Source organism: Polaromonas sp. UBA4122 (assembly GCA_002381615.1).
GTDB lineage: Bacteria > Pseudomonadota > Gammaproteobacteria > Burkholderiales > Burkholderiaceae_C > Polaromonas.
The window spans coordinates 12899-38610 of the sequence record DFWY01000157.1 but is presented as its reverse complement, the minus strand read 5'-3'; the positions used below and the strand labels follow the sequence as shown (position 1 = coordinate 38610).

Annotated in this window: 31 protein-coding genes and 1 pseudogene; 9 read left to right on the top strand and 23 right to left on the bottom strand. The window is 60.6% G+C overall.

Translation table 11 applies throughout. The features are described from left to right. Positions 1 to 24: 24 nt before the first annotated feature. The 10 genes from B3F77_RS18720 to B3F77_RS18675 form a co-directional block, all read right to left on the bottom strand. Positions 25 to 318 (bottom strand): hypothetical protein, encoded by a 294-nt coding sequence (locus tag B3F77_RS18720; RefSeq protein ID WP_293606411.1) that lies wholly within the window; start codon positions 316 to 318, stop codon positions 25 to 27. 42 nt (positions 319 to 360) lie between these two features. Further along, positions 361 to 621 (bottom strand): nitrogen fixation protein FixH, encoded by a 261-nt coding sequence (locus B3F77_RS18715; RefSeq protein ID WP_293606410.1) that lies wholly within the window; start codon positions 619 to 621, stop codon positions 361 to 363. A 14-nt stretch (positions 622 to 635) separates the two neighbouring features. Further along, the gene (gene ccoG / locus B3F77_RS18710) at positions 636 to 2102 is read right to left on the bottom strand and encodes a cytochrome c oxidase accessory protein CcoG (RefSeq protein ID WP_414703047.1); all 1467 of its coding nucleotides are present in this window, start codon (positions 2100 to 2102) and stop codon (positions 636 to 638) included. 50 nt (positions 2103 to 2152) lie between these two features. Next, the gene (ccoP, locus tag B3F77_RS18705; RefSeq protein WP_293606409.1) at positions 2153 to 3073 is read right to left on the bottom strand and encodes a cytochrome-c oxidase, cbb3-type subunit III; all 921 of its coding nucleotides are present in this window, start codon (positions 3071 to 3073) and stop codon (positions 2153 to 2155) included. Between the two features lie 37 nt (positions 3074 to 3110). Continuing rightward, positions 3111 to 3248 carry a cbb3-type cytochrome oxidase subunit 3 gene (locus B3F77_RS18700; RefSeq protein WP_293606408.1) on the bottom strand — a complete coding sequence of 46 codons (138 nt, stop codon included), beginning with the start codon at positions 3246 to 3248 and terminating at the stop codon, positions 3111 to 3113. A gap of 17 nt (positions 3249 to 3265) precedes the next feature. Further along, on the bottom strand, positions 3266 to 3892 hold the full coding sequence (gene ccoO / locus B3F77_RS18695) for a cytochrome-c oxidase, cbb3-type subunit II (RefSeq protein ID WP_293606407.1): 627 nt from the start codon (positions 3890 to 3892) through the stop codon (positions 3266 to 3268). Between the two features lie 13 nt (positions 3893 to 3905). Next, complete coding sequence (gene ccoN, locus B3F77_RS18690) at positions 3906 to 5342, bottom strand: cytochrome-c oxidase, cbb3-type subunit I (RefSeq protein ID WP_293606406.1); 1437 nt, start codon at positions 5340 to 5342, stop codon at positions 3906 to 3908. A gap of 69 nt (positions 5343 to 5411) precedes the next feature. Further along, positions 5412 to 5549, bottom strand: coding sequence for a cbb3-type cytochrome oxidase assembly protein CcoS (gene ccoS / locus B3F77_RS18685; protein WP_293606405.1), 138 nt, complete (start codon positions 5547 to 5549; stop codon positions 5412 to 5414). Continuing rightward, positions 5549 to 7903, bottom strand: coding sequence for a heavy metal translocating P-type ATPase (locus B3F77_RS18680; protein ID WP_414703046.1), 2355 nt, complete (start codon positions 7901 to 7903; stop codon positions 5549 to 5551). The genes ccoS and B3F77_RS18680 overlap by 1 nt, the downstream gene beginning before the upstream one ends. A 511-nt stretch (positions 7904 to 8414) precedes the next feature. After that, entirely contained in the window at positions 8415 to 8579 is a 165-nt protein-coding gene (locus B3F77_RS18675; RefSeq protein WP_293606404.1) for a hypothetical protein, read from the bottom strand. Between the two features lie 132 nt (positions 8580 to 8711). Between B3F77_RS18675 and B3F77_RS18670 the strand changes: the two genes are divergently transcribed. Genes B3F77_RS18670 through B3F77_RS18650 form a run of 5 tightly spaced genes read left to right on the top strand, consistent with a single transcriptional unit; the run spans position 8712 to position 12429 of the window. Continuing rightward, the gene (locus tag B3F77_RS18670; RefSeq protein ID WP_293606403.1) at positions 8712 to 9134 is read left to right on the top strand and encodes a DUF1924 domain-containing protein; all 423 of its coding nucleotides are present in this window, start codon (positions 8712 to 8714) and stop codon (positions 9132 to 9134) included. Positions 9135 to 9172: 38 nt separating this feature from the next. After that, on the top strand, positions 9173 to 9655 hold the full coding sequence (locus B3F77_RS18665; RefSeq protein WP_293606402.1) for a diheme cytochrome c: 483 nt from the start codon (positions 9173 to 9175) through the stop codon (positions 9653 to 9655). Further along, on the top strand, positions 9627 to 10373 hold the full coding sequence (locus B3F77_RS18660; RefSeq protein ID WP_414703045.1) for a cytochrome b/b6 domain-containing protein: 747 nt from the start codon (positions 9627 to 9629) through the stop codon (positions 10371 to 10373). Before B3F77_RS18665 ends, B3F77_RS18660 begins: the two co-directional genes overlap by 29 nt. Positions 10374 to 10399: 26 nt before the next feature. Next, positions 10400 to 11071: a winged helix-turn-helix domain-containing protein gene (locus tag B3F77_RS18655; protein ID WP_293606401.1), complete on the top strand. Its 672-nt coding sequence runs from the start codon at positions 10400 to 10402 to the stop codon at positions 11069 to 11071. After that, complete coding sequence (locus B3F77_RS18650) at positions 11068 to 12429, top strand: ATP-binding protein (RefSeq protein WP_293606400.1); 1362 nt, start codon at positions 11068 to 11070, stop codon at positions 12427 to 12429. The genes B3F77_RS18655 and B3F77_RS18650 overlap by 4 nt, the downstream gene beginning before the upstream one ends. A 47-nt stretch (positions 12430 to 12476) precedes the next feature. Here B3F77_RS18650 and lptE read toward each other — a convergent pair whose 3' ends face one another. From lptE to B3F77_RS18620, 6 genes and pseudogenes are all read right to left on the bottom strand, one after another. After that, positions 12477 to 12983 carry an LPS assembly lipoprotein LptE gene (gene lptE, locus B3F77_RS18645; protein WP_293606399.1) on the bottom strand — a complete coding sequence of 169 codons (507 nt, stop codon included), beginning with the start codon at positions 12981 to 12983 and terminating at the stop codon, positions 12477 to 12479. 35 nt (positions 12984 to 13018) lie between these two features. Then, positions 13019 to 15685: a leucine--tRNA ligase gene (gene leuS / locus B3F77_RS18640; RefSeq protein WP_293606398.1), complete on the bottom strand. Its 2667-nt coding sequence runs from the start codon at positions 15683 to 15685 to the stop codon at positions 13019 to 13021. A 128-nt stretch (positions 15686 to 15813) separates the two neighbouring features. Continuing rightward, complete coding sequence (locus tag B3F77_RS18635; RefSeq protein WP_293606397.1) at positions 15814 to 16242, bottom strand: ExbD/TolR family protein; 429 nt, start codon at positions 16240 to 16242, stop codon at positions 15814 to 15816. Positions 16243 to 16427: 185 nt separating this feature from the next. Beyond that, positions 16428 to 17063, bottom strand: a pseudogene (locus tag B3F77_RS18630) (MotA/TolQ/ExbB proton channel family protein); the annotation flags it as partial. A 39-nt stretch (positions 17064 to 17102) separates the two neighbouring features. Continuing rightward, positions 17103 to 17918, bottom strand: a complete 816-nt coding sequence (gene dapB, locus B3F77_RS18625; protein WP_293606396.1) for a 4-hydroxy-tetrahydrodipicolinate reductase — start codon at positions 17916 to 17918, stop codon at positions 17103 to 17105. 23 nt (positions 17919 to 17941) lie between these two features. Continuing rightward, positions 17942 to 18523, bottom strand: a complete 582-nt coding sequence (locus tag B3F77_RS18620) for an outer membrane protein assembly factor BamE (RefSeq protein WP_414703044.1) — start codon at positions 18521 to 18523, stop codon at positions 17942 to 17944. A gap of 114 nt (positions 18524 to 18637) precedes the next feature. On the opposite strand from B3F77_RS18620, the gene fur reads away from it, so the two are divergent. Then, positions 18638 to 19087 carry a ferric iron uptake transcriptional regulator gene (gene fur / locus B3F77_RS18615; protein WP_293606394.1) on the top strand — a complete coding sequence of 150 codons (450 nt, stop codon included), beginning with the start codon at positions 18638 to 18640 and terminating at the stop codon, positions 19085 to 19087. An 87-nt stretch (positions 19088 to 19174) separates the two neighbouring features. Here fur and hprK read toward each other — a convergent pair whose 3' ends face one another. The 3 genes from hprK to hpf all read right to left on the bottom strand — a co-directional run bounded on the left by hprK (position 19175) and on the right by hpf (position 21302). After that, entirely contained in the window at positions 19175 to 20125 is a 951-nt protein-coding gene (gene hprK, locus B3F77_RS18610) for an HPr(Ser) kinase/phosphatase (RefSeq protein ID WP_293606393.1), read from the bottom strand. Between the two features lie 58 nt (positions 20126 to 20183). Beyond that, the gene (locus tag B3F77_RS18605) at positions 20184 to 20657 is read right to left on the bottom strand and encodes a PTS sugar transporter subunit IIA (RefSeq protein WP_293606392.1); all 474 of its coding nucleotides are present in this window, start codon (positions 20655 to 20657) and stop codon (positions 20184 to 20186) included. Positions 20658 to 20969: 312 nt separating this feature from the next. After that, positions 20970 to 21302: a ribosome hibernation-promoting factor, HPF/YfiA family gene (gene hpf / locus B3F77_RS18600; protein ID WP_293606391.1), complete on the bottom strand. Its 333-nt coding sequence runs from the start codon at positions 21300 to 21302 to the stop codon at positions 20970 to 20972. Positions 21303 to 21617: 315 nt separating this feature from the next. Here hpf and B3F77_RS18595 point away from each other — a divergent pair, with 315 nt between their 5' ends. After that, on the top strand, positions 21618 to 22820 hold the full coding sequence (locus B3F77_RS18595; protein WP_293606390.1) for a threonine ammonia-lyase: 1203 nt from the start codon (positions 21618 to 21620) through the stop codon (positions 22818 to 22820). Positions 22821 to 22938: 118 nt separating this feature from the next. Here B3F77_RS18595 and B3F77_RS18590 read toward each other — a convergent pair whose 3' ends face one another. Next, on the bottom strand, positions 22939 to 23238 hold the full coding sequence (locus B3F77_RS18590) for a hypothetical protein (protein ID WP_293606389.1): 300 nt from the start codon (positions 23236 to 23238) through the stop codon (positions 22939 to 22941). A 512-nt stretch (positions 23239 to 23750) separates the two neighbouring features. Here B3F77_RS18590 and B3F77_RS18585 point away from each other — a divergent pair. Together B3F77_RS18585 and B3F77_RS18580 are read left to right on the top strand one after the other, a co-directional pair. Then, positions 23751 to 23984, top strand: a complete 234-nt coding sequence (locus B3F77_RS18585; protein ID WP_293606388.1) for a ParD-like family protein — start codon at positions 23751 to 23753, stop codon at positions 23982 to 23984. Continuing rightward, positions 23981 to 24259 carry a type II toxin-antitoxin system RelE/ParE family toxin gene (locus tag B3F77_RS18580; RefSeq protein ID WP_293606387.1) on the top strand — a complete coding sequence of 93 codons (279 nt, stop codon included), beginning with the start codon at positions 23981 to 23983 and terminating at the stop codon, positions 24257 to 24259. The genes B3F77_RS18585 and B3F77_RS18580 overlap by 4 nt, the downstream gene beginning before the upstream one ends. A 316-nt stretch (positions 24260 to 24575) precedes the next feature. Here B3F77_RS18580 and B3F77_RS18575 read toward each other — a convergent pair whose 3' ends face one another. The 3 genes from B3F77_RS18575 to B3F77_RS18565 all read right to left on the bottom strand — a co-directional run bounded on the left by B3F77_RS18575 (position 24576) and on the right by B3F77_RS18565 (position 25685). Then, positions 24576 to 24881, bottom strand: a complete 306-nt coding sequence (locus B3F77_RS18575) for a HigA family addiction module antitoxin (RefSeq protein WP_293606386.1) — start codon at positions 24879 to 24881, stop codon at positions 24576 to 24578. Between the two features lie 24 nt (positions 24882 to 24905). Beyond that, positions 24906 to 25187 (bottom strand): type II toxin-antitoxin system RelE/ParE family toxin, encoded by a 282-nt coding sequence (locus B3F77_RS18570; protein ID WP_414703048.1) that lies wholly within the window; start codon positions 25185 to 25187, stop codon positions 24906 to 24908. Positions 25188 to 25385: 198 nt separating this feature from the next. Beyond that, complete coding sequence (locus B3F77_RS18565; RefSeq protein ID WP_293606384.1) at positions 25386 to 25685, bottom strand: hypothetical protein; 300 nt, start codon at positions 25683 to 25685, stop codon at positions 25386 to 25388. Between the last annotated feature and the right edge of the window lie 27 nt (positions 25686 to 25712).

The following is a 25712-nucleotide window of genomic DNA, read 5'->3' as shown; positions in this document are numbered from 1 at the left end:
CATCATGCACAACAAGGCCAGCATTCAGCCGCAGCCGCCTTCCTTGGGGCAAACATCCGGACGTGCATCAACCGGCAAGGGACAGCGATTGACCTCGAAGGGCGACATGGCGAGCAACGTAGTCAATGCGCTGGAGGCCATGGTCAGAATCCAGAAAGCGAAAAAAGCCAGCGTGTAAACGCCTTCGCGAGACATCGCCAGCGGATGGCCAAACCACTGCAAGTCCTGCGGGTCCACCACAGCAAACACCAGCACTTCAATCACACCAGCCACCAGGAAGGCGGGCCAGGCAATCCACATCAGTCGTTGGGCAAGCATATTTTTTGTCTTCTGTTGGTGGTCACGGGTTAACTCAGAGCTTCAAGGTTGTGATGGCACAGGAACACCGGTTGCGGCGTGATTTCGGGCCTGCATCGCAGGCGCCAGGTTGGAAACGTAGCCCATGTCCGGCTTGGCGCCATGATCAACCTGACGATGTCCCGGGGTGTTGCTCACAGGATCCGGGATGGTGATGGCCAGATACAGGGTGACGAATGAGGCCACAACCACAATCGCCGGCCCGGCAATCACGAGCCACACATGACCGAACTTCCACCAGGGTTGTGCTTGTTTGTTGTACATGACAGTTCCGTTCCTTATCGGGGCACCAGGAAGACCGACTTCTCGGACACGTGTCCCGAGGAATTGATGGCTTCAATCTCAAAATTGATCGCATGCGAACCTGCGCTCGCCCCCTCATAGGGCAACTGCAGGCGCACAGGTACCCAGCGGGACTGGGTGGCATCCACGGAGATCACGCTCTCGGAAGCAAGCACCAGACCCGGCAGGCCTTGCACAGCAATGCGATAGCCCTGTGTGCTTTCAGTGGCGTTCATCACCTGCAGCCGGTAAACGTTCTCGATCTTGCCACCACTCACAATTCTGGCCAGCGTCGTACGGTCGCGAACCACGTCCACCTTGAAGGGCGTGCGCAATGCCAGGTTGGCAAACATCGCAACAGTCACTGCGCTCAGGATGGCGGTGTAGACCAGCACCCGCGGACGGAACACCCGGCGCAGCAGTTGCGCGCGAGTCCACCCCTGCGCCACGGCATTTTCGGTGGAGTAGCGAATCAGCCCCCGCGGATAACCCATCTTGTCCATCACGTTGTCGCATACGTCAATGCATGCGGCGCAGCTGATGCATTCGTACTGCAGGCCCTTGCGAATGTCGATGCCCGTGGGACACACCTGAACGCACAGCGTGCAATCCACACAGGAACCCAGATTCAGGGCTTCTGGGTCAGCCTTCCTGGAGCGCGCGCCACGGGGCTCGCCACGCGCCTCGTCATAGGTCACGATCAGCGTGTCCTTATCGAACATGGCACTCTGGAACCGCGCGTAAGGGCACATGTACTTGCAAACCTGCTCACGCATGAAGCCCGCGTTGCCGTAGGTGGCAAACCCATAGAAGAATACCCAGAAGGTTTCCCATGGCCCCATGCCTGCGGTCACGAAGCTCGCGCCGAGATCCTTAATGGGCGTGAAGTACCCCACAAAGGTGAACCCTGTCCACACGGCGAGTGCGATCCACAAAAATTGCTTGCTGGCCTTGCGCGTAAATTTGTTCAGGGACATGGGGCCGCCGTCGAGCCGCAAGCGCGCTGAGCGGTCGCCTTCGGTCAGCTTCTCCAGCCAGAGAAATATCTCGGTGTACACCGTTTGCGGGCATGCATAGCCACACCACTGCCTGCCTGCCACGGCCGTAAACAAAAACAGCGACAAAGCCGAAATCACCAAGACACCTGTCAGGTAGATGAAGTCCTGCGGATAAAGAATCAGCCCGAAAATATAAAAGCGCCGGGCCCCAAGGTCGAAAAGCACAGCTTGGCGCTGCCCCCACTCCAGCCACGGCAAACCATAAAAAATGATCTGAGTGAGAAACACCAGTCCCCAGCGCCACTTGGAAAAAAACCCCGACACGCTGCGCGGATAGATCTTTTTTTGCGCCTGGTACAGGGAAACCATCACCTCGTCGGCATCGGCCGGCAAGGCTTGAGTATGCGCACCTGCCGCACCGACGATGGGGATGATTTTTCTGGCAGGCGATTCGGTATTGTCCACAGGTACTGCTCAATGCTGGAGTCCCAACAGGGATTCCAGATGGGTAAGGGTCACTTCAGGGCTGTTGCGCCAGCCTTGTTGGACAGGCTCCACACATACGATGCCAAAACATGAATCTGGGACTCGGTGAGCTTGCTTTCCTGGGCGGGCATCTGGTTGACTTTGCCGTTGTTGATCATGGCCACGATGGCATTTTCACCCCATCCGTGCAGCCAGATATCGTCCGTCAGGTTCGCCGAACCAATGGTCTGATTTCCTTTTCCGTCGGCACCGTGACACGCAGCGCAGGCGACGAACTTGGCTTTGCCCAGCGCCGCCCTGACTGAATCATGCGGACTGCCCGACAGGCTCAGCACATACTGCGCCACGTTGCGCACGTCATCCGGCGTGCCGACGGCCGCGGCCATGGGCGGCATGTTGCCTATGCGGCCCTTGGTTATGGATTCCTTGATCTTGTCGGGGGATCCACCGTGCAGCCAGTCTGCATCGGTCAAGTTCGGAAAACCCTTGCTGCCACGGGCATCTGATCCGTGGCACTGCGAACAGTTGTTCATGAACAAGCGCTCGCCAATCGCCATGGCCTGTGCATCGCCCGCGACGTCTTCGGGCTTCATGCCATTGAACTTGGCATACAGAGGCTCCACTTCCTTGTTGCCCTTGGCCACTTCAGCTTCATACTGACCAATCTGGCTCCAGCCCAGCTTGCCGGCGTAATTGCCGAGACCAGGGTACAGGGCCAAATAGATCAGGGCGAAAACCACCGTAATGACAAACAGCCAGACCCACCAGCGCGGCAGGGGGTTGTTCATCTCGCGCAGGTCGCCGTCCCACACGTGGCCAGTGGTATTGTCGTTGGCGGTCATGACCTTGGCCTTGCCACTGAACCACAGCAGCAGCAGGCAGGCCATGATGCCAACCAGCGAAATGCCAGCCACATAGACCGACCAGAAATTACTGGTGAAGTCGCTCATTTTTTTTATTCCTTATCCGGTTCGTTGGCGCGGTGCATCAGTCCTGCTTGAAGGGCAGCTGGGCCGCCTCGTCAAAGCTGACGGCGTTGCGGCTGGACCAGGCCCACACCACAATGCCAATAAACACGATGAAAGTGACCACCGTCACGATGGATCTGAGTATGTTGATATCCATGCTTGATGCTCCGTGATTTATTTGCGATGAATACCAAGCACCTGTAAATAGGCAATCACAGCTTCAATCTCTGTTTTGCCCTTCACTTCCTCGGGCGCCTTGGCGATCTGCTCGTCGGTGTAGGGAGTTCCCACTCTACGCAGCCCCTTCATGTGGGCTTGAATGGTGGACTCATCCACTAGGGTCTTCTCCAGCCACGAATAGGCCGGCATGTTCGATTCGGGCACCACATCACGCGGGTTGTTCAGGTGAATGCGATGCCATTCATCGCTGTACTTGCCACCTACGCGATGCAGATCCGGGCCGGTGCGCTTGCTGCCCCACTGGAACGGGTGGTCGTACACAAACTCACCCGCCACGGAATAGGGACCATAGCGCAGCGTCTCAGAACGGAACGGACGGATCATCTGCGAATGGCAGTTGTAGCAGCCCTCACGCTGATAAATGTCCCGGCCGATCAGCTGCAGCGCGGTGTAGGGCTGCAGGCCCTTGATGGGCTCGGTGGTGGACTTCTGGAAGAACAGCGGCACGATCTCGACCAAGCCGCCGATCGACAGCACCAGCAGGATCATCACGATCATTAAAAAGTTGTTGGTTTCGATCTTCTCGTGCGAGAAACCGCCGCTGGCTTGATGGTTGGCCATATTGTTTTTCTCCTCAGCCGTGGGCCATGGCGGCCGGAATGGTAACGGTGGCCGCGCGGCCCGCAGTGACCGTTTTCAGCGTGTTCCAGAGCATGATCAGCATGCCGCCGAAATACAGAAGACCACCCATCAGGCGCAGCACATAGAAGGGGAAGGTGGCCTTGACCCCTTCCACAAAGGTATAGGTCAGGGTACCGTCGGGGTTGACCGCGCGCCACATCAGACCCTGCATCACGCCGGCAATCCACATGGCCGCGATGTAGATCACGATACCGATAGTCGCTGTCCAGAAGTGGATTTCCACGGCCTTCATGCTGTACATCTGCTTCTGGCCGAACAGGCGCGGAATCAGATAATACATGCTGCCTATGGTGATCAGACCCACCCAGCCCAAGGCACCCGAATGCACGTGCCCAATGGTCCAATCGGTGTAGTGCGACAGCGCATTGACGGTCTTGATCGCCATCATCGGACCTTCAAACGTGCTCATGCCATAGAAGGAAAGCGACACGATCAGGAAGCGCAGGATCGGGTCGTCACGCAGCTTGTGCCAGGCACCCGACAGGGTCATGATGCCGTTGATCATGCCGCCCCAGCTCGGCGCCAGCAGGATCAGGGAGAAGACCATGCCCACCGACTGCGTCCAGTCCGGCAGCGCGGTGTAGTGCAGGTGGTGCGGGCCCGCCCACATGTAAGTGAAAATCAACGCCCAGAAATGCACAATGGACAGGCGGTACGAGTAGATCGGGCGCTCGGCCTGCTTGGGAATGAAGTAATACATCATGCCCAGGAAGCCCGCCGTCAGCAAGAAACCCACGGCGTTGTGACCGTACCACCACTCCACCATGGCGTCCTGTACGCCGGCGTAGGCGGAGTAAGACTTCATGAAGCCCACCGGAATAGCCGCATTGTTCACCAGGTGCAGCATTGCAATGGCAATGATGAACGCACCATAGAACCAGTTGGCCACGTAAATGTGCTTGACCTTACGGGTTCCCACGGTGCCGAAAAACACAAAGGCATAGGCCACCCAGACCAGCGTGATCAGGATGTCGATAGGCCATTCAAGTTCGGCGTATTCCTTGGACTGGGTGTAACCGAGCGGAAGGGAAATGGCCGCAGCGACAATCACCGCCTGCCAGCCCCAGAAAACGAAGGCCGCCAGCTTGTCAGAGAACAGGCGCACCTGGCAGGTGCGCTGCACCACATACAAGGAGGTGCCCATCAAGCCGCAACAGCCGAATGCAAAAATCACCGCGTTGGTGTGCAGGGGCCGCAATCGGCCGTAGCTGAGCCAGGGGATTCCAGTAATGAGGTCTGGCCAGGCCAACTGGGCCGCGATGATCACACCGACCAGCATACCGACCACGCCCCAGACCACCGTCATGATGGCGAACTGCCGCACCACGGTGTCGTTGTAGGTCGTGGCTTGTGCATTGGCAAATTTCATTTCCACCTCTTCTCTTCTTAATCACTTTTTAAGGCTATCGCAGCGCAACCGGATGTAAATTGACCGGCATCAATCCTGATGGAGGATGCGCGCTCCCTCTGCATCAATGTCCTCGAATTGACCACGGTAAATGGCCCACCACAGCCCGCCAAGGATGAAAAACACCAACATGACGGACAGCGGAATCAGCAGGAAAAGTATATCCATCAAACAGTCTCCAGAGGTTGGATGGCGGCCGACAGGCGCAACGCATTGAGCACCACCAGCAGAGAACTGAAGGCCATGCCTAGCCCGGCCAGCCATGCAGGCAACCAGCCGAGCACGGCCAATGGTACACAAACGGCATTGTAAATCGCGGCCCACCACAGATTCTGCCGCACGATGGCAAGCGTACGGCGTGCCCGCAGCAGCGTCTGCACCACGGCGTCAAGGCGGTCGCCAAGCACGACAAAATCAGATTGCGCCTGGGCCAGCGGCACCGCCTGCCCGAAGGCAAACGACACATGCGCTCCGGCCAACACGGGGCCATCGTTCAGACCGTCCCCCACCATGGCCACTTTGCGGCCCTGGGCTTGCAGCCCGCGCAGGAAGGCGAGCTTGTCCTGCGGCGTGCAGCCGCCACGGGCCTCGCTGATGCCGGTTTGCCGCGCCACGCGGGTTACGGCATCAGGGAGGTCACCCGACAGAAGGTGAACCTGCACACCCTCGGCGACCAGCGCGGCCACGGCAGCTTGGGCATCCGGGCGCAGGTCCTCACGCAGCTCGAATGTGGCGATCCAGCCCTGATCGTCGCTCAGGCAGGCGTGCAGCAAGTCCGTTTCTGGCAGATCCACGCCACAAAAGCGGGCCGAGCCCAGACGCGCCGACACGGCAACCGCCTGCTTGCCCGTGTTGACCAGGCGACCCGATATGCCCTGCCCGGCGGACTCCTGCACCGCTTCGGCAACCCAGAAGCCAGGCGGCAACTCATCGCCCTGCCTGGCATCCTGCCCCGCAGCCACCAGCGCACGCGACACCGGGTGCAGCGAATGCTGCGCCAGCGCTGCAGCCATGGCCAAGGCTTCTTCTCGACAGACCCCCTCGCGTGTGCGCACCTCGCCCAGCGCAAAGGCATCGCGCGTCAGGGTGCCGGTCTTGTCGAACACCACCGTATCCATGGCGGCCAGGGTTTCCAGCGCCTGCAGGCGACGCACCAACACCCCCCGGCGCGCCAAGGCCCCGGCGCTGGCCAGCATGGCAGCCGGTGTGGCCAGCGACAGCGCGCAGGGACACGTCACGACCAGCACCGCCACCGCAACCATCAGCGCATGGGCCGGGTCATGCGACCACCAGTACGCGCCCGCCCCACCCGCAGCCACCAGCACAAAGATCAGGAAGGGCCTGGCGATGCGGTCGGCCAGCTGCGCAAGCTGCGGTTTCGAAGTGGACGCGCTTTCCATCAGGGCCACGATTTGTGCAAAGCGCGTGTCACTGCCGGTCCGCTCCACGCGTACCAATACGGCAGCAAACAGGTTATGGCTGCCGGCCATCACGGCACTGCCCTTGTCGCGTGACAGCGGGCGGGATTCACCAGTCAGCAGGGCTTCGTCAGCCAGCGTGCGCCCCTCCAGAATAATTCCATCAGCCGGAAAGGCCTCGCCTGGCAGTATGCGGATCACGTCACCTGCGGCCAGGCGGCGCGCGGCCACGCGCTCGAACTCGCCGTCGATGCGGCGTCGCTCCACGCTGTCGGGCAGGCGGTTCATCAGCGCCTCCAGTGCCCCGGCCGTGCGGTCGCGCAGGCGCAGCTCCAGCCAGCGTCCGGCCAGCAGGAAGAACACAAACATGGTGAAGGAGTCGAAATACACTTCGGCACCGAAAATACCCAGAGGCTCGAACGTGCCGAGGGAACTCACGGCAAAGGTAATTCCCATGCCCAGGGCGACCGGCAGGTCCATGCTGACGTGGCGCTGGCGCAGGTCGCGCAATGCATTGCTGAAAAACGGCGCGCAGGAAAACAGCAGCACCGGCAACGACAGCACCCACGAAGCCCAGCGCAGCAATTGCGCCATGTCTGGCGCCAGGTCACCCGGCTCGGCTATGTAGGCGGGCCATGAGTACATCATCACCTGCATCATGCACAGGCCGGCCACGCCCAAGCGCCACAGCGCCTGGCGCGTCTCGGCGCGTCGACGGTCGTTGGCAAAGGCATCATTGGCTGGCACGGCACGGTAACCGGCCCGCTGGGCGGCCTGCATCCAGCCGGAAGGCTTGACGGCCTGGTCTGACCAGACGATGCGGCCGCGATGACTGGCCGCGCTCACTTCCACCGACATCACGCCGGGCACCTGGCGCAAGGCATCCTCGATGGTGAGCGCACAGGCGGCGCAGTGCATGCCTTCGAACACCACGCTCGATTCCCAGCACGTGGGCCGCTCCGCCAGCGGCCGGCTGAAGGCTGCCCATTCCTGCGGGTCATCCAGCAGCGCCAGCGGCATGGCGTTGGCGGCGACCGTGGACGCAGCGTCCCCCGTCAGGCCGGATCCGGACGGGGGTAAAGGTGACAGACTGGCCGATTGCATGGGCGAGAAGCTTAGCGGCTTTGCCGCCTGATGTCTTGATTTGATTTGGCGGTTTCATGCAGCAAGGGTTCACCCTGTCTGACCCTGGCATGGAAGAGACCTTCTTCGACGTACCGCTGTACCGAGAGTTTGCCCAGCGGCAGGACCCAGACACGAGGCATGAGCTACTGGCAACTGCGCGGATGGCATTTCATCCGTTGATGGGTGCAAAGGGATGAGTGCGCCTGAAAACAGGGCAAAGGCCCTGACAACAAGCAACAGAGACCAAAAGGGCCGCGAAAACGCAAGAATTTTCAGCGGGAGAGTCAGAAATCCCGCAGGCGTGAATTGAGGCAACCGGCTACCGCACGCTGCGGTGAATGGTTCGCAGCAGCCCTAAGTGTCGATCGATGAGAAGTCTCCACCTCGATGCCAGCCATGCGGTAGTCCGTAGGCTCGTCCAGCTCCGATGGCTGGCAGGAGATCATTTTGTCGGTCATGCGCCGTAGATTGTGGGGGACCGCTCTGCAGTTCAGGTCATGTGCAGATCCGCCATGGCGTCGGCGCCGCGGGTTTCTCCTGGATGACCGCCCAGGTTCAGCGGTATCGACAGAAATGTCGTCAAGACGACTGGCAGCAACGTGGCGCACACGACGCCGAGGTATTGGCGGATGAAGAGGCGGAGGGCGGGATGCATGGCGGGGTTCTTTTTTACAGTGAATCGATGACTGCATCCTGATCGCCGCGGCTTAAGGGCGTCTGAGGGAACATAGCGCAGCTTAAGAAAGCCCTAAGAACTCGGCAGCATCATGGAGATCAAGGAGTTACCATGAACTTGTCGCCTCTACATCGATCCTCGTTTCGATCCGTCATCGCCGCCTTGGGGCTGGCTGGTGCCGCCCTCGCCCCTGTCGCCCAAGCGGCCACTCCGGCGGAATTGCTGTCTGGCTACACAGCCCAGGCGGGTTCGCCTGCCGTGCCTGCCCGCGGCCAGCAACTGTTTACGACCCGACACGGTCGTGAATGGAGTTGCTCCTCCTGCCACGGCGCCGTGCCCACCCAGACCGGCAAGCATGCGTCGACAGGCAAGTCCATCGGCGCGATGGCGCCAGCCTTCAACCCCAAGCGCTTCACCGATGCGGCCAAGACCGAGAAATGGTTCCGCCGCAACTGTAACGACATTGTGGGCCGCGAATGCACCGCCGCCGAGAAGGCCGATGTAATCAGTTGGCTGCTGACGCTCAAGCCTTGAGAAACCGCATTTCATTCACGCTGTAAGGATAACCAAGCATGTCACTTCGACTTCACTCCCGCGTCCATCGGGTCTTGTTCGGCTTGATCGCCGCCATCGGTGTCAGCCACGCGGCCATGGCCGAGGGCCATAAGCGCGCCGAGCCACTCCTGCCGAAGTACCAGCAGGAATGCGCCGCTTGCCACGTTGCCTACCCGCCCGGCCTGTTGCCAGCCGCCTCCTGGCAGCGGGTGATGAACAACCTGCCGCACCACTATGGCACCGATGCCTCGCTGGACCCGGCGACGTTGAAGGAGATCGGGACCTGGCTTAACGCGAATGCCGGCACCTACAAGCGCGTGCGCGAAGTGCCCCCGCAAGACCGTATCACCCGTTCGGCCTGGTTCATCCGCCAGCACGATGAAGTGTCTGCGGCCACATGGAAGCGGCCAGCGGTCAAGAGCGCTTCCAACTGTATCGCCTGCCATACCGGTGCCAACCAGGGAGATTTCAGTGAACACAACGTTCGCATCCCCCGCTAAGGCACCCCTGGACGCACCCGCAAACGAGCGGGTAACCCGCAAAATTCTTGTCTGGGATGCCCCCGTTCGCGTGTTCCACTGGCTCACGGCGCTCTGTTTTGCAGGTGCCTACATCACCTCCGAGGGCGAGCGCTGGCAGCTACTGCATGTAACGCTGGGCTACACGATGGCGGGTTTGGTGGGTTTTCGCATTCTCTGGGGCCTGATGGGTACCCGCTATGCGCGCTTCTCGACCTTTGTTCGCGGCCCCAAGGCAGTGGCCAGCTATGTTCGCGCGATGCTGCGCGGCCAGCCCGAACACCATATCGGGCACAACCCGGCGGGTGCCCTGGCCATCGTGGCTCTGCTCGGTCTGACGCTGGCCATCGCCGCATCGGGCTGGGCTACCTACAACGAAATCTCAGGCGAGTGGCTGGCGCAGGTGCACAAGGTGGCGGCCAACGTGATGATGGCCGTTGTTGGTGTTCATATCGCCGGTGTGGTGGTCGCCAGTTGGCTGCATAAGGAGAATTTGGTGCGCGCCATGGTCACCGGACGAAAACTTGGTACGCCTGAAGAGGGCATTCGCAACGCGTGGCGAACCGTCGCGGTGCTGATGCTGGCGGCGGTGCTGGGCTTTTGGTGGCTGCAGTGGCAAAGCGCGCCCTCGGGCGGCACTCTTGCCGATGGACCCGCGGCATCGGCAAAAGCCGGTGACCATGATCGGGATAAGGACTGAGCAGCCCCCATGGGACAATCCAGGTCATGCGCATCCTGCTCGCTGAAGACGACCCGCTGCTAGGTGACGGCCTGCGAGCCGGCCTGCGACAGCTCGGCTTCCAGGTGGACTGGGTGCGCGACGGCGAGGCCGCAGAGCGCGAGTTGCGCGCGCAGCCCTATGTGGTCGCCGTGCTCGACCTCGGGCTACCGCGCAAGGACGGGCTGGACGTGCTGGCCGCCATCCGCCTGGCGCGCATCTCGACGCCAGTGCTGGTGCTGACCGCGCGCGACGCGGTGCCGGACCGTATCCGAGGGCTCAACGTTGGTGCCGATGACTATGTGGTCAAGCCGGTGGACCTGTATGAGCTGGCCGCACGGCTGCGCGCGCTGGTTCGCCGCGCGCACGGTCAGTCGCAGGAGTGCCTGACCGCACAGGACGTCGTCCTTGATCCAGCGGCCCGTTCGGTGCGGCAGGCGGACGAGCCCGTCATGCTGTCGACCCGGGAGTTCGACCTGCTGCAAGCGTTTATGCTCAACGCCGGCCGCGTGCTTTCGCGTGAACAGCTCGAACAGCAGCTCTACAGCTGGGGCCAGGAGGTGGAAAGTAACGCCGTTGAGGTGCATATCCACAATCTGCGGCGCAAGCTCGGCACAGCGCTGATCCAGACGGTGCGTGGCGTCGGCTACATGCTGCTGCGCGACTCACCGAAATCATGATCAAGTCGCCTCGTTCGCTGCAAGGCCAGCTGCTCGTGCTGGTGCTCGGCGTGGTGGTGGGCGTCTGGCTGGCCACGGCGGTGTTGACCTGGTTCGACGCGCGCAAGGAGCTCGACGAGCTGCTCGACAGTCACCTCGCGCAGGCAGGCGCACTGCTAGTGGTGCAGCAGGTGCAAGAAATCGGCGACGACGAGCATGGCATCGACGCGCCCATCCTGCACCGCTATGCGCCCAAGGTGGCGTTCCAGGTCTTCCATGAGGGGCGCCTGGCGCTGCGTTCGGCCAACGCGCCGACCGCACCGATGGTCGATGCCGGTAAGCGCTTCAAGACCGGCTTCAAGACCGTGCAGATCGAAGGCACCACCTGGCGCGTCTTCGCAGCCTACGGAGCCGAGCGCGACGTGCAGGTGTACGTGGGTGAACAAGCGAGTTTGCGGGCCTCGATCCTATGGGCTGTGTTGCGCAGCACGCTGTGGCCAATGGCCGTGGCGTTACCGCTGCTGGCGCTGGCGGTATGGTGGGCGGTGTACCGCGGTGTGGCGCCGTTGCGCCGGCTCGGCAGCGCACTTGCTGAGCGCCAAGCACTGGCGCTGCACCCGGTCGCGCTCGACGGCGCGCCTTCAGAGATGGCGCCTATGGTCAACGCGCTGAATGGTCTGTTCGAGCGTATCGGCACACTGCTGGAATCCGAACGCCGCTTCACGGCAGATGCCGCGCACGAACTGCGCACGCCGATCGCGGCGATCCGCGTCCAGGCGCAGGTGGCGCTGGGCGAAGCCAACGATGCGCGGCGCCGACACGCGCTCCAAAGCACGCTGGACGGCTGCGACCGCGCCACGCGACTGGTGGAACAATTGCTGACCCTGTCCAGGCTGGAAGCCGCAGCCGTGCCCGCCATGGCGGCCGTCGATCTGCGCGCGCTGACCCAGCGGATCGTGGCTGAACTGGCACCGAAGGCCATCGGCAAAAAGCAGACGCTGGAATTTGAGGGCACTGAGCCCTGCAGCATTCCAGGCAACGAGACGCTGCTGGCGGTTCTGGTGCGCAATCTGGTCGACAACGCGGTGCGATACAGCCCGCCGTCGGCGCGGGTGAAGGTGGCCGTGCAGCGGCAGAGCGGGCGCCTTGTGTTGAGCGTGGAAGACAGCGGGCCAGGTCTGGCCGAGGCCGACCTCCGCAGACTCGGAGAGCGATTCTTCAGGGTGGCTGGCAGCCCTGAGAGCGGCAGCGGACTGGGCTGGTCTATCGTGCAGCGCATCGCGGCCGTGCACTGGCTGGAGCTGCAGGTCGAGCGTTCAGCGGAACTGGGAGGCCTCTCCGTTCGTGCCATCGCTCAGGTGGCTGGCGGTGCAGCGTGATGCTTTCAGCGATTCCGCAGGGAATGACCCATGCCGCGCAACCGGTCCTAGAGTTGCGTCACAGCAGCGAGGCGGCGCATGATCTGCTGGACAATGTCGCTTTGCATGTCGCGGTAGAGCAGAGCTTCTTCAGCTTCCTTGGCCAGCACAGCCGATTCGTTGAAGCTGATGTCGCGCTGCTGCAGGATTTCAGCCTCGGGAATCAGCTCCTTGCCCGCCGGTGTCCGCAACCTGAAACGAAAGCGCATGCGCAGCTGAAACTCGCGCACCTGACCTGAGGCATTGAGACTGAGCACCACCTTTTCGCGCTGGTCCGACAGCACATCGAGAATGACCTGCGCTTCGTTGATCTGCCGGCCGTCGGTGATCACCTTGACCTTGCCGGTGGACACCAGCGACCTTCTGAGCTCCACGCCCAGCGGCGAAGATTCGCCGAGGCCGCTGTACAGCGTGGTGAACGCGAAGTTGGGCGCCTTGCGCAGCGCAAAACCGCAGGCACTCAGGCTCAGGGCGGCACTGGAAGCCATCAGGGACAGTAAAGCGCGACGCTGCATGGTTTGCCTTGTCTTGGTGTTCTGCAGGAGTGATCTCAGACCACGATGTTGACGAGGCGGCCCGGCACCACGATGACTTTTTTGGCGGGCGCCCCTGCGGCCTGCCTGAGAAAAGCCTCTGAAGCCAGTGCGGCGGCCTCAATCGCGGCCTTGTCCGCACCCGCCGGGACCGTGACCGAACCGCGCAGCTTGCCGTTGACCTGCAGCATCAGCTCGATCTCGTCCTGCTGCAGGGCGCTGCTGTCCACTTCTGGCCAGGGTGCATCCAACAAGTCGCCGTACTGTGCGGTATAGCCCAGCTCGGACCACAGCGCATGCGCAAGGTGCGGCGTCGCGGGGTACAGGCAGCGCAGCAAAATGCCAAAGCCTTCGCGCAGCGCCGCCACGGAAGCCGTTGACGTTTCGCCCTTGTAGTCTTCGAGCGCATTGAGAAGTTTCATGCCACCGGAGACTACCGTGTTGTATTGCATGCGCTGGTAGTCGTAGTCCACCTGCTTGAGCACAGTATGAACTTCGCGCCTGAGCGCTTTGGTTTCTTTATAAAAAGTGGCTGTAGCGCCCGTTACACGGGAATAACCAGCTCCTGAATTCATAGCATTCAGCTTGACCCCGAAATTCCAGACGCGGCGCAAGAAGCGGTAGGAGCCTTCCACGCCCGCGTCATTCCATTCGAGCGTGGCTTCGGGCGGCGCGGTAAACATGGTGTACAGGCGCGCGGTGTCGGCACCGTATTTCTCAATCAGGTCTTGTGGGTCCACGCCATTGTTCTTGCTCTTGCTCATGGTGCCCACGCCCTCGTAGGTGATGAGCGTTCCTGCCGGCAGATCGCCCTTGGCCTCTTTGAGCCGGGCGCTGCTCACCTTGCCGCTCGCGTCCTGCACGTCTTCCACGTCGGCCGGCCAGAAGTACTCCACGCCGCCCTTGGCGCCCTTGCGCGAGTAAATGTGGTTGAGCACCATGCCCTGCGTGAGCAGTTTGGTAAAGGGCTCGTCGATCTTCACGAGTCCGAGGTCACGCATCACCTTGGTCCAGAAACGCGCATACAGCAGATGCAGGATGGCATGCTCGATGCCGCCGATGTACTGGTCCATCGGCATCCAGTACTCGGCGCCCTCGGCCACCATGGCTTGGTCGTTCTTCGGGTCGCAGTAGCGCATGAAGTACCACGACGAATCGACAAAGGTGTCCATGGTGTCGGTCTCACGGCGCGCCGGTTGGCCGCAGACCGGGCAGGTCACACCGGCATGAAAGCCATCGTGCTTGTTCAAGGGGTTGCCTGAACCGTCGGGCACGCAGTCCAGCGGCAACACCACGGGCAGGTCTTTTTCGGGCACGGGCACCGCGCCGTGCTCAGGGCAATGAATGATGGGAATCGGCGTACCCCAATAGCGCTGGCGACTCACGCCCCAGTCACGCAGGCGCCAGGTGGTCTTCTTTTCACCCAGGCCTTTGGCAGCCAGGTCGGCGGCTACTGCATCGACGCAGGCCTTGAAGCCCAAGCCGTCGTATTTGCCGGAGTTAATGGCCACACCCTGCTGCTTGTCGCCATACCAGTCGGCCCAGGTCTCCAGGCTGAAAGCCTGGCCTTTCACGTCGGTCACCTGTTTGATCGGTAAGCCATATTTTTTGGCAAACTCAAAATCGCGCTCGTCATGCGCAGGCACGCCCATGACCGCGCCGTCGCCGTAGCTCATGAGCACGTAGTTGCCGACCCAGACCTCGACCTGCTCGCCTGTGAGCGGGTGCATCACGAACAGGCCCGTGGCCAAACCCTTCTTCTCCTGCGTCGCCAACTCTGCTTCGGTCGTGCCGCCCGCCTTGCATTCCTCAATGAAAGCGGCGAGCCCGGGATTCGAGGTGGCAGCGTGCAGCGCCAGCGGGTGCTCGGGTGCCACGGCGCAGAAGGTGACGCCCATGATGGTGTCAGCACGCGTGGTGAAGACGTACATTCTTCCGTCACCGATCAAGGCGCCAGACGCATCCTTGATGTCATGCAAAAAGGCAAAGCGCACCCCTTCGCTCTTGCCGATCCAGTTTTCCTGCATCAGCTTGACGCGCTCTGGCCAGCCGGGCAACTTGTTCTGCACGTTATCGAGCAGTTCTTCGGCGTAGGCCGTTATTTTCAGGTAGTAGCCCGGGATCTCGCGCTTCTCGACCGTGGCGCCAGTGCGCCAGCCCTTGCCGTCGATCACCTGCTCGTTGGCCAGCACGGTCTGGTCCACCGGGTCCCAGTTCACCACCTGGGTCTTGCGGTAGGCAATGCCTTTTTCCAGCATCTTCAGGAACAGCCACTGGTTCCACTTGTAGTAGCTCGGGTCGCAGGTCGTGATTTCGCGGCTCCAGTCGATCGCCAGCCCCATCGCCTGCATCTGCTTTTTCATGTAGGCGATGTTGTCGTAAGTCCACTGCGCGGGCGGCACGCCGTTTTTCAGCGCGGCATTTTCAGCGGGCAGGCCGAACGCGTCCCAGCCCATGGGCATGAGCACGTTGTAGCCCTTCATGCGCAGGTAGCGCGCGAGCATGTCGTTGATGGTGTAGTTGCGCACATGGCCCATGTGCAGCTTGCCGCTGGGGTAGGGCAGCATGGAGCAGGCGTAGTACTTCTTGCGGTTCGCGTCCTCGCTCACGCGGTAAGCATCGGCGATGCTCCAGTGGGTTTGAGCGCTGCGCTCAACGTCAAGGTGCTGGTATTTGTCTTGCATGGATAGGTCGCCCCAGGGTTTCACTCGCTCGGGCACACGGTACTTTCGGGCGGTTAATGACAGCGGAAAAAGCCACCTGCGTCCACTCGCTTTTTCCAGATATTCAAAATGGTGGGTTCAAGCCAATTTTACGGTCGAGCCGCAGGCTTGGGGTCCGCCACGAAGCCGATGCGATTCAAGCCGGCTTTTTGCGCCACCCCCATCACCTCAACGACTTTGCCGTAAGGCACAGCTTCGTCGGCCCGCAACTGGACTTCGGTATCGGGGTTTTGAACGGCAGTTTCCGTCAGCTTGCGTGCCAGTTCGTCCAGCTTCACCGGCTTGTCATTCAGAAAAGCCTGGCCGGATTTATCAACCACCAGCGTGACAAATTGGGGGACCTCGACGGACTTGGCTGCATCGGTTTTTGGCAGATCGAGCCGGATGGCGCTGGCCAGCAAGGGCGCCGTGATGATGAAAATAACCACCAGCACCAGCATCACATCCACCAGCGGCGTCACATTGATGTCGCTCATGGGCTGCGCGCCCAGGGTGCGTTCGAGCCTGCCAAAACTCATCGCGATTCGTCCGGCGTGGATGCAGGAGCCGTCAGATTTTCCGCCGGGCCGCCCCTAGGGAAATCAGCCCCCTCGGGGGGCAACGCAGTACCCGAAGCGACAAGCGTGGGGGTCAGATTTTCCGCCGGGCCGCCCCTAGGGAAATCAGCCCCCTCGGGGGGCAGCGCAGTACGCGAAGCGACAAGCGTGGGGGCCAATAACTCGCGCAAATCGAGCGCAAAGCCTTCGAGGTCGGCCTCGATGCGGCCAATGGTGCGGCCAAAGATGTTGTAGGCCAGGACGGCAGGAATCGCTACCGCCAAGCCGGCGGCCGTCATGATGAGCGCCTCGCCGACCGGCCCTGAAACCTTGTCAATCGTGACTTGACCCGCGGACGCCATGCCGATCAGCGCATGGTAAATGCCCCAGACCGTCCCCAGCAGGCCGACGAAGGGCGCGGTGGAGCCGACGGTGGCCAGCAATACCTGGCCAAACTGCAGCTTGTGCAGTGCGGCGTGCAGGGCATCGCGCAGCACACGGGTCAACTGCTGTGCCTTGTCGCCGGCCGAAGCCAAGGTTCCATTGGCCTTGATTTTTGTCGCCGCGATAAGCGGCAACACCAGCGCCTCCCGGTCAAACGCCGCGACTTTCTCGCTGGCTTCCTCAACCGACGCCGACTGCCAGAAGGCTGCCGTGCTGCGCGCTACATCGCCCACGGCACGGCGCAGCAGCCAGACCTTCCACAGGATCACAACCCAGCTGGCAACCGACATGGCCAGCAACAGCGCAGCGACCAGCTGACTAACGAGGCCGCCTTGGGTCATGAGGTCAAGAAAGTTCACCGCCGTGTTACCCCACGCGTGTTACGGCGTGTGCTGCGCTCATTTCAAGCCCAGCACATCAAACATGTCAAAAAGGCCGACGGCCTGACTGTCCAGAAAGCGGGCGGCGCGCAGGCTGCCCTGGGCGTAGGTGGCACGGCTTGACGACTTGTGGCTGATCTCGATGCGCTCGCCGATGCCGGCGAACAGCACGGTGTGGTCGCCCACGATGTCGCCGCCACGGATGGTGGCAAAACCAATGCTGGAAGGGTCGCGCTCGCCGGTCACGCCTACACGCGCGTACACGGCGCAATCCTTCAGGTCACGGCCCAGCGCACCGGCGATCACTTCGCCCATCTTCAGCGCAGTGCCCGAGGGCGCATCCACCTTGTGACGATGGTGCGCTTCAATGATTTCAATGTCGTAGCCGGTGGACAGCGCCTTGGCCGCCATCTCAAGCAGCTTGAGCGTGACATTGACGCCCACGCTCATGTTGGGAGCCATGACGATGGCGATGTCCTGGGCGGCAGCCGCTATCTCGGTTTTTTGGGCCTCTGAAAAGCCGGTGGTACCTATCACCAGCTTGACGCCCAGTTCGCGGCAGACCGCCAAATGGGCCAGGGTGCCCTCAGGCCGGGTAAAGTCAATCAGCACGCGGGAATTTTTAAGCCCCTGGCGAAGGTCCGCGCTGATAAGGACGCCGCTGGAGCGGCCGGAAAAAGCGGCGGCGTCAAGGCCCATCGCAGGGCTGCCAGCCACATCGAGCGCGCCCGTCAGCAGGCAGTCCGTGCTGGCGCTCACCGCTTCAATCAGCATCTGGCCCATGCGGCCACTGGCACCGGCAACCGCGATCCGATGATGGCCAGACTTCGTCATTGCCTCCGCCATGCCGCCCCCGCTCACTGTTTCGGACTCTCGAGCGGTGGGTAGACCGTGGTCTGCGGGCCTCCTGGCACGCTGGCCGCGGCAGCTGCGCCGTTGGAGGCCGGCTTGGCGGCGGACGACTTTTCAGCGGCCTTGAGCTGCTCTTCGGTGGCTTCCAGAACGGGCACCTTGCCGAACTTGCGTTTGGAATCCAGCTTGGAGATGAACTCCGCTTCACTCGGCATGGCGTCGCCCTCAAAGCGCTCCAGCTGGTCACCCTTGAAAAACACCGTGTACTTGAAAGACTGGGGCGCTACGCCCTGCCGCGTCAAGGTAAAAACGTAGTCCCACCGGTCAGCGTGAAACAGGCTGGCCATCAGGGGCGTGCCAAGCACCGCCTTGACCTGATCGCGGCTCAAGCCGGGCCGGAGTTGCCCGACCTGTTCGCTGGAGATGAAGTTGCCCTGGATGACGTCTACCTTGTAGGGGGTGATCCAGTTGACCGGGTTGATCGGGCTGCGACTCATGCCAGAAGTCCCGCTGCTGCAGGACGCCAGTAGCGTACAGGCCATGACGATGAAAGCTGTGTGAACGCCGTGATGATGATTTGCAGACATGGCTGACATGGTAAAGGGGTGTAGCGATATGATTGATCATTGTAGCGGCTGGGTGCGGCTTGGCCCGGCCCAAGCCGTATGGGCTGCGCCCCGTTTTCCCCCAGAGAGATTTCCATGAGCAACATTGACGAGTTGAAAAGCACCGGCCTCAAGGCAACCTTGCCGCGCCTGAAGATTCTGGAGATTTTTCAGGTCGGCAAACAGCGCCACATGACGGCGGAAGACGTTTTCAGGGTGCTGCTGGAAGACCGCTCGGATATCGGTCTGGCCACGGTTTACCGGGTATTGACCCAGTTTGAGCAGGCCGGCCTGCTCAACCGCAACAATTTCGAGTCAGGCAAGGCGGTTTACGAGATCAATGAAGGCCAGCACCACGACCATCTGGTCTGCCTGGACTGCGGCAAGGTCGAGGAGTTTTACGACGCCGAGATTGAAAAACGCCAGCATGCGGTGGCCAAGGCCAAGGGGTTTGCCATCGCCGACCATGCCCTGTCGATCTACGCCAATTGCACCAAAGACAACTGCCCCAACCGGGGAGCGGCGCCTGTGCGTCATCATCCCTGAGTTTTTAAGAGTAAAAACACCTTCCAGCCCAAGCAGGACGGGCGTATACAGCTATTTATTTGATAGCTGAAAGCTGTAAGGCGGCGCTCAGTCGTCCTGTTCCATGGCCTTGCGGTGGCGCTCCACGAACTCCTGGTAGGTATTGATGCCGCGCAGCTGCAAAATGGCGTTGCGCACCGCGGCTTCGACCAGCACGGCAATGTTGCGGCCGGCTTCCACCTGGATGATGACCTTGCGCACGGGAATGCCCAGCACGTCCTGCGTGAGCGGCTCGTAGGGAATGCGTTCGTACTCGCGTTCCAGCGTTTCGCGGCGCACCAGATGCACGATCGTCCTGAGCCGCATCCTGCGGCGAACCGCCGTCTCGCCAAAAATGGCTTTCATATCCAGCAGGCCGATGCCGCGCACTTCCAGCAGGTTTTGCAGTAAATCGGGGCAACGCCCTTCAATCGTGGTCTGGTTGATGCGGTATAAATCCACCGCATCGTCAGCCACCAGGCCGTGCCCGCGCGAAATCAGCTCCAGCCCCAGTTCACTTTTACCCAGCCCCGACTCGCCGGTGATCATGACCCCCATGCCCAGAATGTCCATGAACACTCCGTGCATGGAAGTGCGGTCGGCAAAATGCCTGGACAAATAGGCCCGCAGCACGTCAATCACGAAGGCGGCCGACTCCGGCGTGGCAAACATGGGCAGCTGCGCCTCCTCGCACAACTGCAGCAGCGTGTCGGGGGCCGCCTGGCCGTCGGCCATGATCAGCACCGGCGGCTCCAGCGTGATGATGCGCGAGACGCGCCGGGCGCAGTCCTCTGGGCGGGCATTGGTGAGGTAGGCGACTTCCCGCTCGCCCAGAATCTGCACGCGGTAAGGGTGTATGTAGTTGAGGTAACCGACCAGATCGGCTCCGGACCGCGCGGCGCGCACGGCGACTTCGTCAAAACGCCTTTCAGAGGCGCCCAGACCGGCCACCCATTCCCATTTCAGGGTGGCGCGGTGGTCTTCAAACAAAACTTCAGCGCTGACAACGGTGGGCTTCATGCCGGCCTGCTATTCAATATCCAGAGGGCTGGAGTGGTGTTGCACGCTGGATGGCACACTAAGAGCTGACTTCCTGGACCGAGTGCCAGGAAGCAATCAGGTGGTACAGCGCCGCTGCATCGGTGCTGGCTATGAGCTGCTCGCGCAGCGTGCTGTCGCTCAGCAACTCGGCAATTTCGGAGAGGATTTCCAGGTGTTTCTGGGTGGCGGCCTCAGGCACCAGCAGAAAAATAAGCAAGGCCACGGGCTGCTCGTCCGGCGCATCGAAACCGATGGGCGTTTGCAGCAGGAATACCGCAGCCATCGGCGCTTTCAGGCCCTTGATGCGGCCATGCGGAATGGCCACCCCATGGCCCAGGCCGGTCGATCCCAGGCGCTCACGGGCGAACAGACTGTCGGTGATCAGGGCGCGGTTCAGGCCACGCTGGTTTTCAAACAACAGGCCGGCTTCTTCAAAAGCACGCTTTTTGCTGGTCGCTTCAACACTGACCAGCACTTGGGAGGGGGGCAAAATTTGCGCAAGACGGTTCATAACAATCTTCAAGTCGCCGAATTATGCACTTTACCGCGGCCGGGGCAGAAAAACTGGCATAAAAAAAGCCGCTTGAAGAGGCAAGCAGCTTTTACCAGGGTTTCGCTGCATGCAAAGCGATGGACGCAGAAACCACCGAACGCAGCGCCGGGCCGCCCCAAGTAAGTTCAGCCCCCTGGGGGGCAGCGCAGTACGCGAAGCGACCAGCGTAGGGGCTAGCGAACGCAGCGCCGGGCCGCCCCAAGCAAGTTCAGCCCCCTCGGGGGGCAGCGCAGTATGCGAAGCGACCAGCGTGGGGGCTATCTATATCAGCTATTCAACTTCCCGCTTGGCGGAAGCGTGATGGTGATCCTGGGTTCTGGTTTTGTAACGCCCTACCTGGCGGTCCAGTTTGTCAGTCAATTGATCGACTGCGGCGTAAAGATCAGCGTGAGAACATTCGACAAACAGGTCGCGGCCCTTGACATGCAAATTGCACCCGGCCCGCTGGCGTCTTTCCTTTTCTTTCATGTTGTCCACTGTCAACAGGACTTTCACATCGACTACCTGGTCAAAATGCCGGGTAATCCGATCCAGCTTGCTGGTTACATAGCCGCGCAGCGCGGGGGTAACTTCAAGGTGGTGACCGCTGATCGTCAAGTTCATAAAGAGACTCCTTTTCAAAAGTTGGAGCTGGGTTGAAAACACCACCAAGCCAGTGACGGCGAGGCGGCAGACGGGGACACTCTCTTGAAATTACTATGCGCCCTAAGCCCTGCAATTGCAACCTTGCGCTGCACCAAATATTGAAACCTTTTGAAAAACTTCTTGCCCCGGCACGGCGCAGTGCTGGAGCCGTCAAAACCCAGCCATTGCCCCCTCTGCTGCCGCGGTCATTCCCGGTGATGGTCCAGGGGGTTCGCGTTCCCGCTATGCAAAAATCGGGACCATGGCCCGCGCCCCGTGCCCATAAGGAATTTCATGCTCAGCCTGACCGATATCGAACAAGCCGCCCAGCGCCTGCAGGGCCATTTGTTGAACACGCCCTGCGTAGCGTCCAAGACGCTGTCGCAGCTGACCGGGGCGCAGATTTACCTGAAGTTTGAAAACCTGCAGTACACGGCCTCTTTCAAGGAGCGTGGCGCCTGTAACAAACTCGCACAACTTTCAGCCGACGAACGGCGCCGCGGCGTGATTGCCATGAGCGCGGGCAACCATGCCCAGGGTGTGGCCTATCACGCGCAGCGCCTGGGCGTGCGCGCCGTCATCGTGATGCCGCGCTTCACCCCGGGCGTGAAGATTGAGCGCACCCGCAGCTTTGGCGCCGAGGTAGTGCTGCACGGCGATACGCTCGATGAATCGCACGCCCATGCGCTGGCGCTGGCCGAACGCGAGGGCCTGGTCTTTGTCCACCCCTATGACGACGAAGCCATCGTGGCCGGCCAGGGCACCGTCGGGCTCGAAATGCTGCAGGCCGTGCCGGACCTGGACACCCTGGTCATCGCCGTGGGCGGCGGCGGCCTGATTGCGGGAATCGCCACGGCGGCCAAAGCCCTCAGGCCCGGCATTGAAGTCGTCGGCGTGCAAACCTCGCGCTTTCCCGGCATGGTCAACGCCATCAAGGGCACCCACTACCCGCAAGGCAGCAGCACCATTGCCGATGGCATTGCGGTCGGCACGCCGGGCCTTATTACGCAAGCCATCATTGCAAGACTGGTTGACGACCTGGTGCTGGTCGACGAAGGTGACATTGAGCAGGCCATCGTGATGCTGCTCGAAATTGAAAAAACCCTGGTCGAAGGCGCGGGCGCGGCCGGGCTGGCGGCGCTGCTCAAATACCCGGCACGCTTTGCCGGCAGAAAAGTCGGGCTGGTGCTGTGCGGCGGCAATATTGACCCGCTGCTGCTGGCCGCCATCATCGAACGCGGCATGGTGCGCGCCGGGCGGCTGGCCCGCATCAAGGTCAGTGCGCGCGATATCCCCGGCTCGCTGGCCCGGATCACCGCCACGGTAGCCGACGCCGGCGCCAACATTGACGAGGTACACCACCAGCGCGCCTTCACCATGTTGTCGGCCCAGAATGTGGAGATTGAACTGGTGATCCAGACGCGCGGGCGCGATCACATTGCGCAGGTGCTGGCAACGCTGAACGCGGCCGGCTTTGCAGCGGCTGAGCAGCCCTGAGCGTGCAGCGTCAAGGCGCCGACCCGAATCCAGAACGAGAAATTTAAGGAAAAAGTGCCTGTATCCCAATAAGGGCGGGCACAATCAGCTATTAGATTAATAGCTGATTCGGGTCGAATTATTTCTCGGCGGTCACCGCGGCATCATTGACAAACAACACTGCGGGGAAGGTGCGATTGAGCGAACTGCTGTGGAAGTTTGTCATCATGGAGCCTTCACCAAAGCGAATCCGGTTGCCTGGCTTGACTTTGATCTGGTTCGCGGCAATCCACACATTTTTGCCGTTCTGGTTGACTTCGACATAGGTATAGCCCGCAGTAGTGATGGAACTGACGACCTTGCCTTCGCCGGCCATTACCGCGGACATCATGACGGTGGAAAAGGCGATTCCACAAAGCAGGCGGGAAGTGAATTTCATGGAGACTCCAATCGGGTTGACTAATGTAGGACTACTGCAAATTCGGTGCCCTGGACTGCGGTGACCCCCTGTTTTCCGCACGCCATGCGCAGCGCAATTATGCGCCTTGCCTGCCCCGCAGCCGAGTCACCGGCCACTCCCACAACGCAGTGGACGCACTGCGTATCCGGCATGTTACGAAAGGCTGACATTTGGCAAAGTGCCCTGGCATCTTGACGCTTTAAATTGAGCACAAAATACCCTGTTTCCGCATATATGACGGATGCAAGCAGCTACTGAAATAATAGCAACATCACACCAAAAACCACCTAAAAAATCCAGTTCAATGGTCAGCCGAATGGGGATTGATGCGCAAAATTGAAAAAGGCTCTTTACGGGCAATGGGAGACATGACTCAGCTATTGCCTCTTGTCTCAGTAAGTAGGTGTCCTGTATATCGCTCGATGTCGTTGATGCGCCCGTAAGAACCAAGTTTCTACTACAATTGTGGTAATTTTACCGGAGATATCAGAATGTCAACAAGCACGTCAATACGGATTAATCAGGAACTGTACGAGCAAGCCAAGCAAGATGCGACGGTGGAGCATCGCTCCATTGCAGGCCAAATCGAGTTCTGGGCACGGGTGGGGCGAGCCGCACTCGATAACCCCGATCTGCCGGTCAGTTTTGTAGCAGAGTCCTTGGCTTCGATGGCTGAACCGCGTGCCCAATCCGAGCCGTTTGTGCCCCGGAGTGGTCGCGTATGACGTGGTCAGTCCAGCAAACCCGGCGATTTGCACGGCAATATAAAAAGTTGCACGGCAATACTGCCGCTGATGTGGACGCGGCAGTCGATGAGCTAACGCAAAATCCAGAAATCGGGGAGCGCAAGAAGGGCGATCTGGCAGCGCTGCGTGTCTTCAAGTTTCGCAGCGCAGGACAGTTGTATCTGCTGGGCTACACATTGGCTGAAGGTGTTCGCCTGGTGTACCTGGAAGCCGTGGGGCCCCATGAAAACTTCTATCGGGACTTGAAACATTAATTGGAACCTGCTCGCCTCAACGCTGCGCAGCGACAGAACTCTAAACTGGACCCTGGACAAACGACTTGAGTTAGTGGCTGGCGAATTGAATCGGGCCTACCGTCCAGCTCTTCATTCCTGAGCAACTCTCCTCAGGTGCTGGCGCGCAGGTCCAAGCGACATCAACACTTCCGTTTGGGAAATGGGAGACCTGACCCTGGACCCCACCACGACCCGCCACGACCCGCCACCGGCGTCAACATTGTTGATACACCGCGATCCCAAGTCATCGCAGAAATCAATTGGCATCTGCCTCCCAATGCGCTCTTTGCGCATCTTAGGCAGCGAGCGCCAGCGGCTCAATTTCGGCTTCTATTTGCTTGGCCTTTTCGCGCTCAGTCAGCTTGAGGTCATACATCTGCTGCAGATTGAGCCACGACTGCGCGTCGCCGCCAAAAAAGCGCGCAAGGCGCAAGGCGGTGTCGGGCGTCACGCCGCGTCGCTCCAGCACGATGTCGTTGATGCGCCCGGCCGGCACATGCAGCGCCTTGGACAGCGCGTTGGCGCTCATCTGGAGCGGCTTCAAAAAGTCCTCGCGCAAGACTTCGCCGGGGTGAACCGGCCGCATTCCGTTTTTGATCATGTTGCCCTCCATGGCATAAAAAAGTCAGTGGTAATCCACAATCTCAACATCGTTCGGGCCCTCGGCAGTCCACACGAAGCACACGCGCCACTGTTTGTTAATGCGAATGCTGTGCTGACCCTCGCGGTCGCGCGTTAGTAGCTCAAGATGGTTGCCGGGCGGCGATTTGAGGAACTCAAGCGTCGTCGCGGCCGCCAACTGCGTCAGCTTGCGCTCAGCCACTTCCCTGATATTGGCAAACCGTCTGGACTTGCCGGTTTCAAAGAGGGCCTGGGTGTCTGCGCACTTGAATGACTGGATCATGATCGGGTATTTTATACCGCTTGCCGGTAAGCAGCAAACTCAACCGGTGATTTAATTAGAATCTGCCCCAATTAATCCCCTGAGCGTGCAGCGTCAAGGCGCTGGTCTGCATCCAGGGCGAGAAATTCAAGAAAAAAGTGCCTGAAGCCCAGCAAGGGCGGGCACAATAAGCTATCAAATTAATAGCTGCTTCAGGTCGAATTATTTCTCGGCGGTCACCGCGGCATCATTGACAAACAACACTGCGGGGAAGGTGCGATTGAGTGAGTTGCTGTGGAAGTTTGTCATCATGGAGCCTTCACCAAAGCGAATCTGGTTGCCTGGCTTGACTTTGATCTGGTTCGCGGCAATCCACACATTTTTGCCGTTCTGGTTGACTTCGACATAGGTATAGCCCGCAGTAGTGATGGAACTGACAACCTTGCCTTCGCCGGCCATTACCGCGGATATCATGATGGTGGAAAAGGCGATTCCACAAAGCAGGCGGGAAGTGAATTTCATGGAGACTCCAATTGGGTTGACTAATGT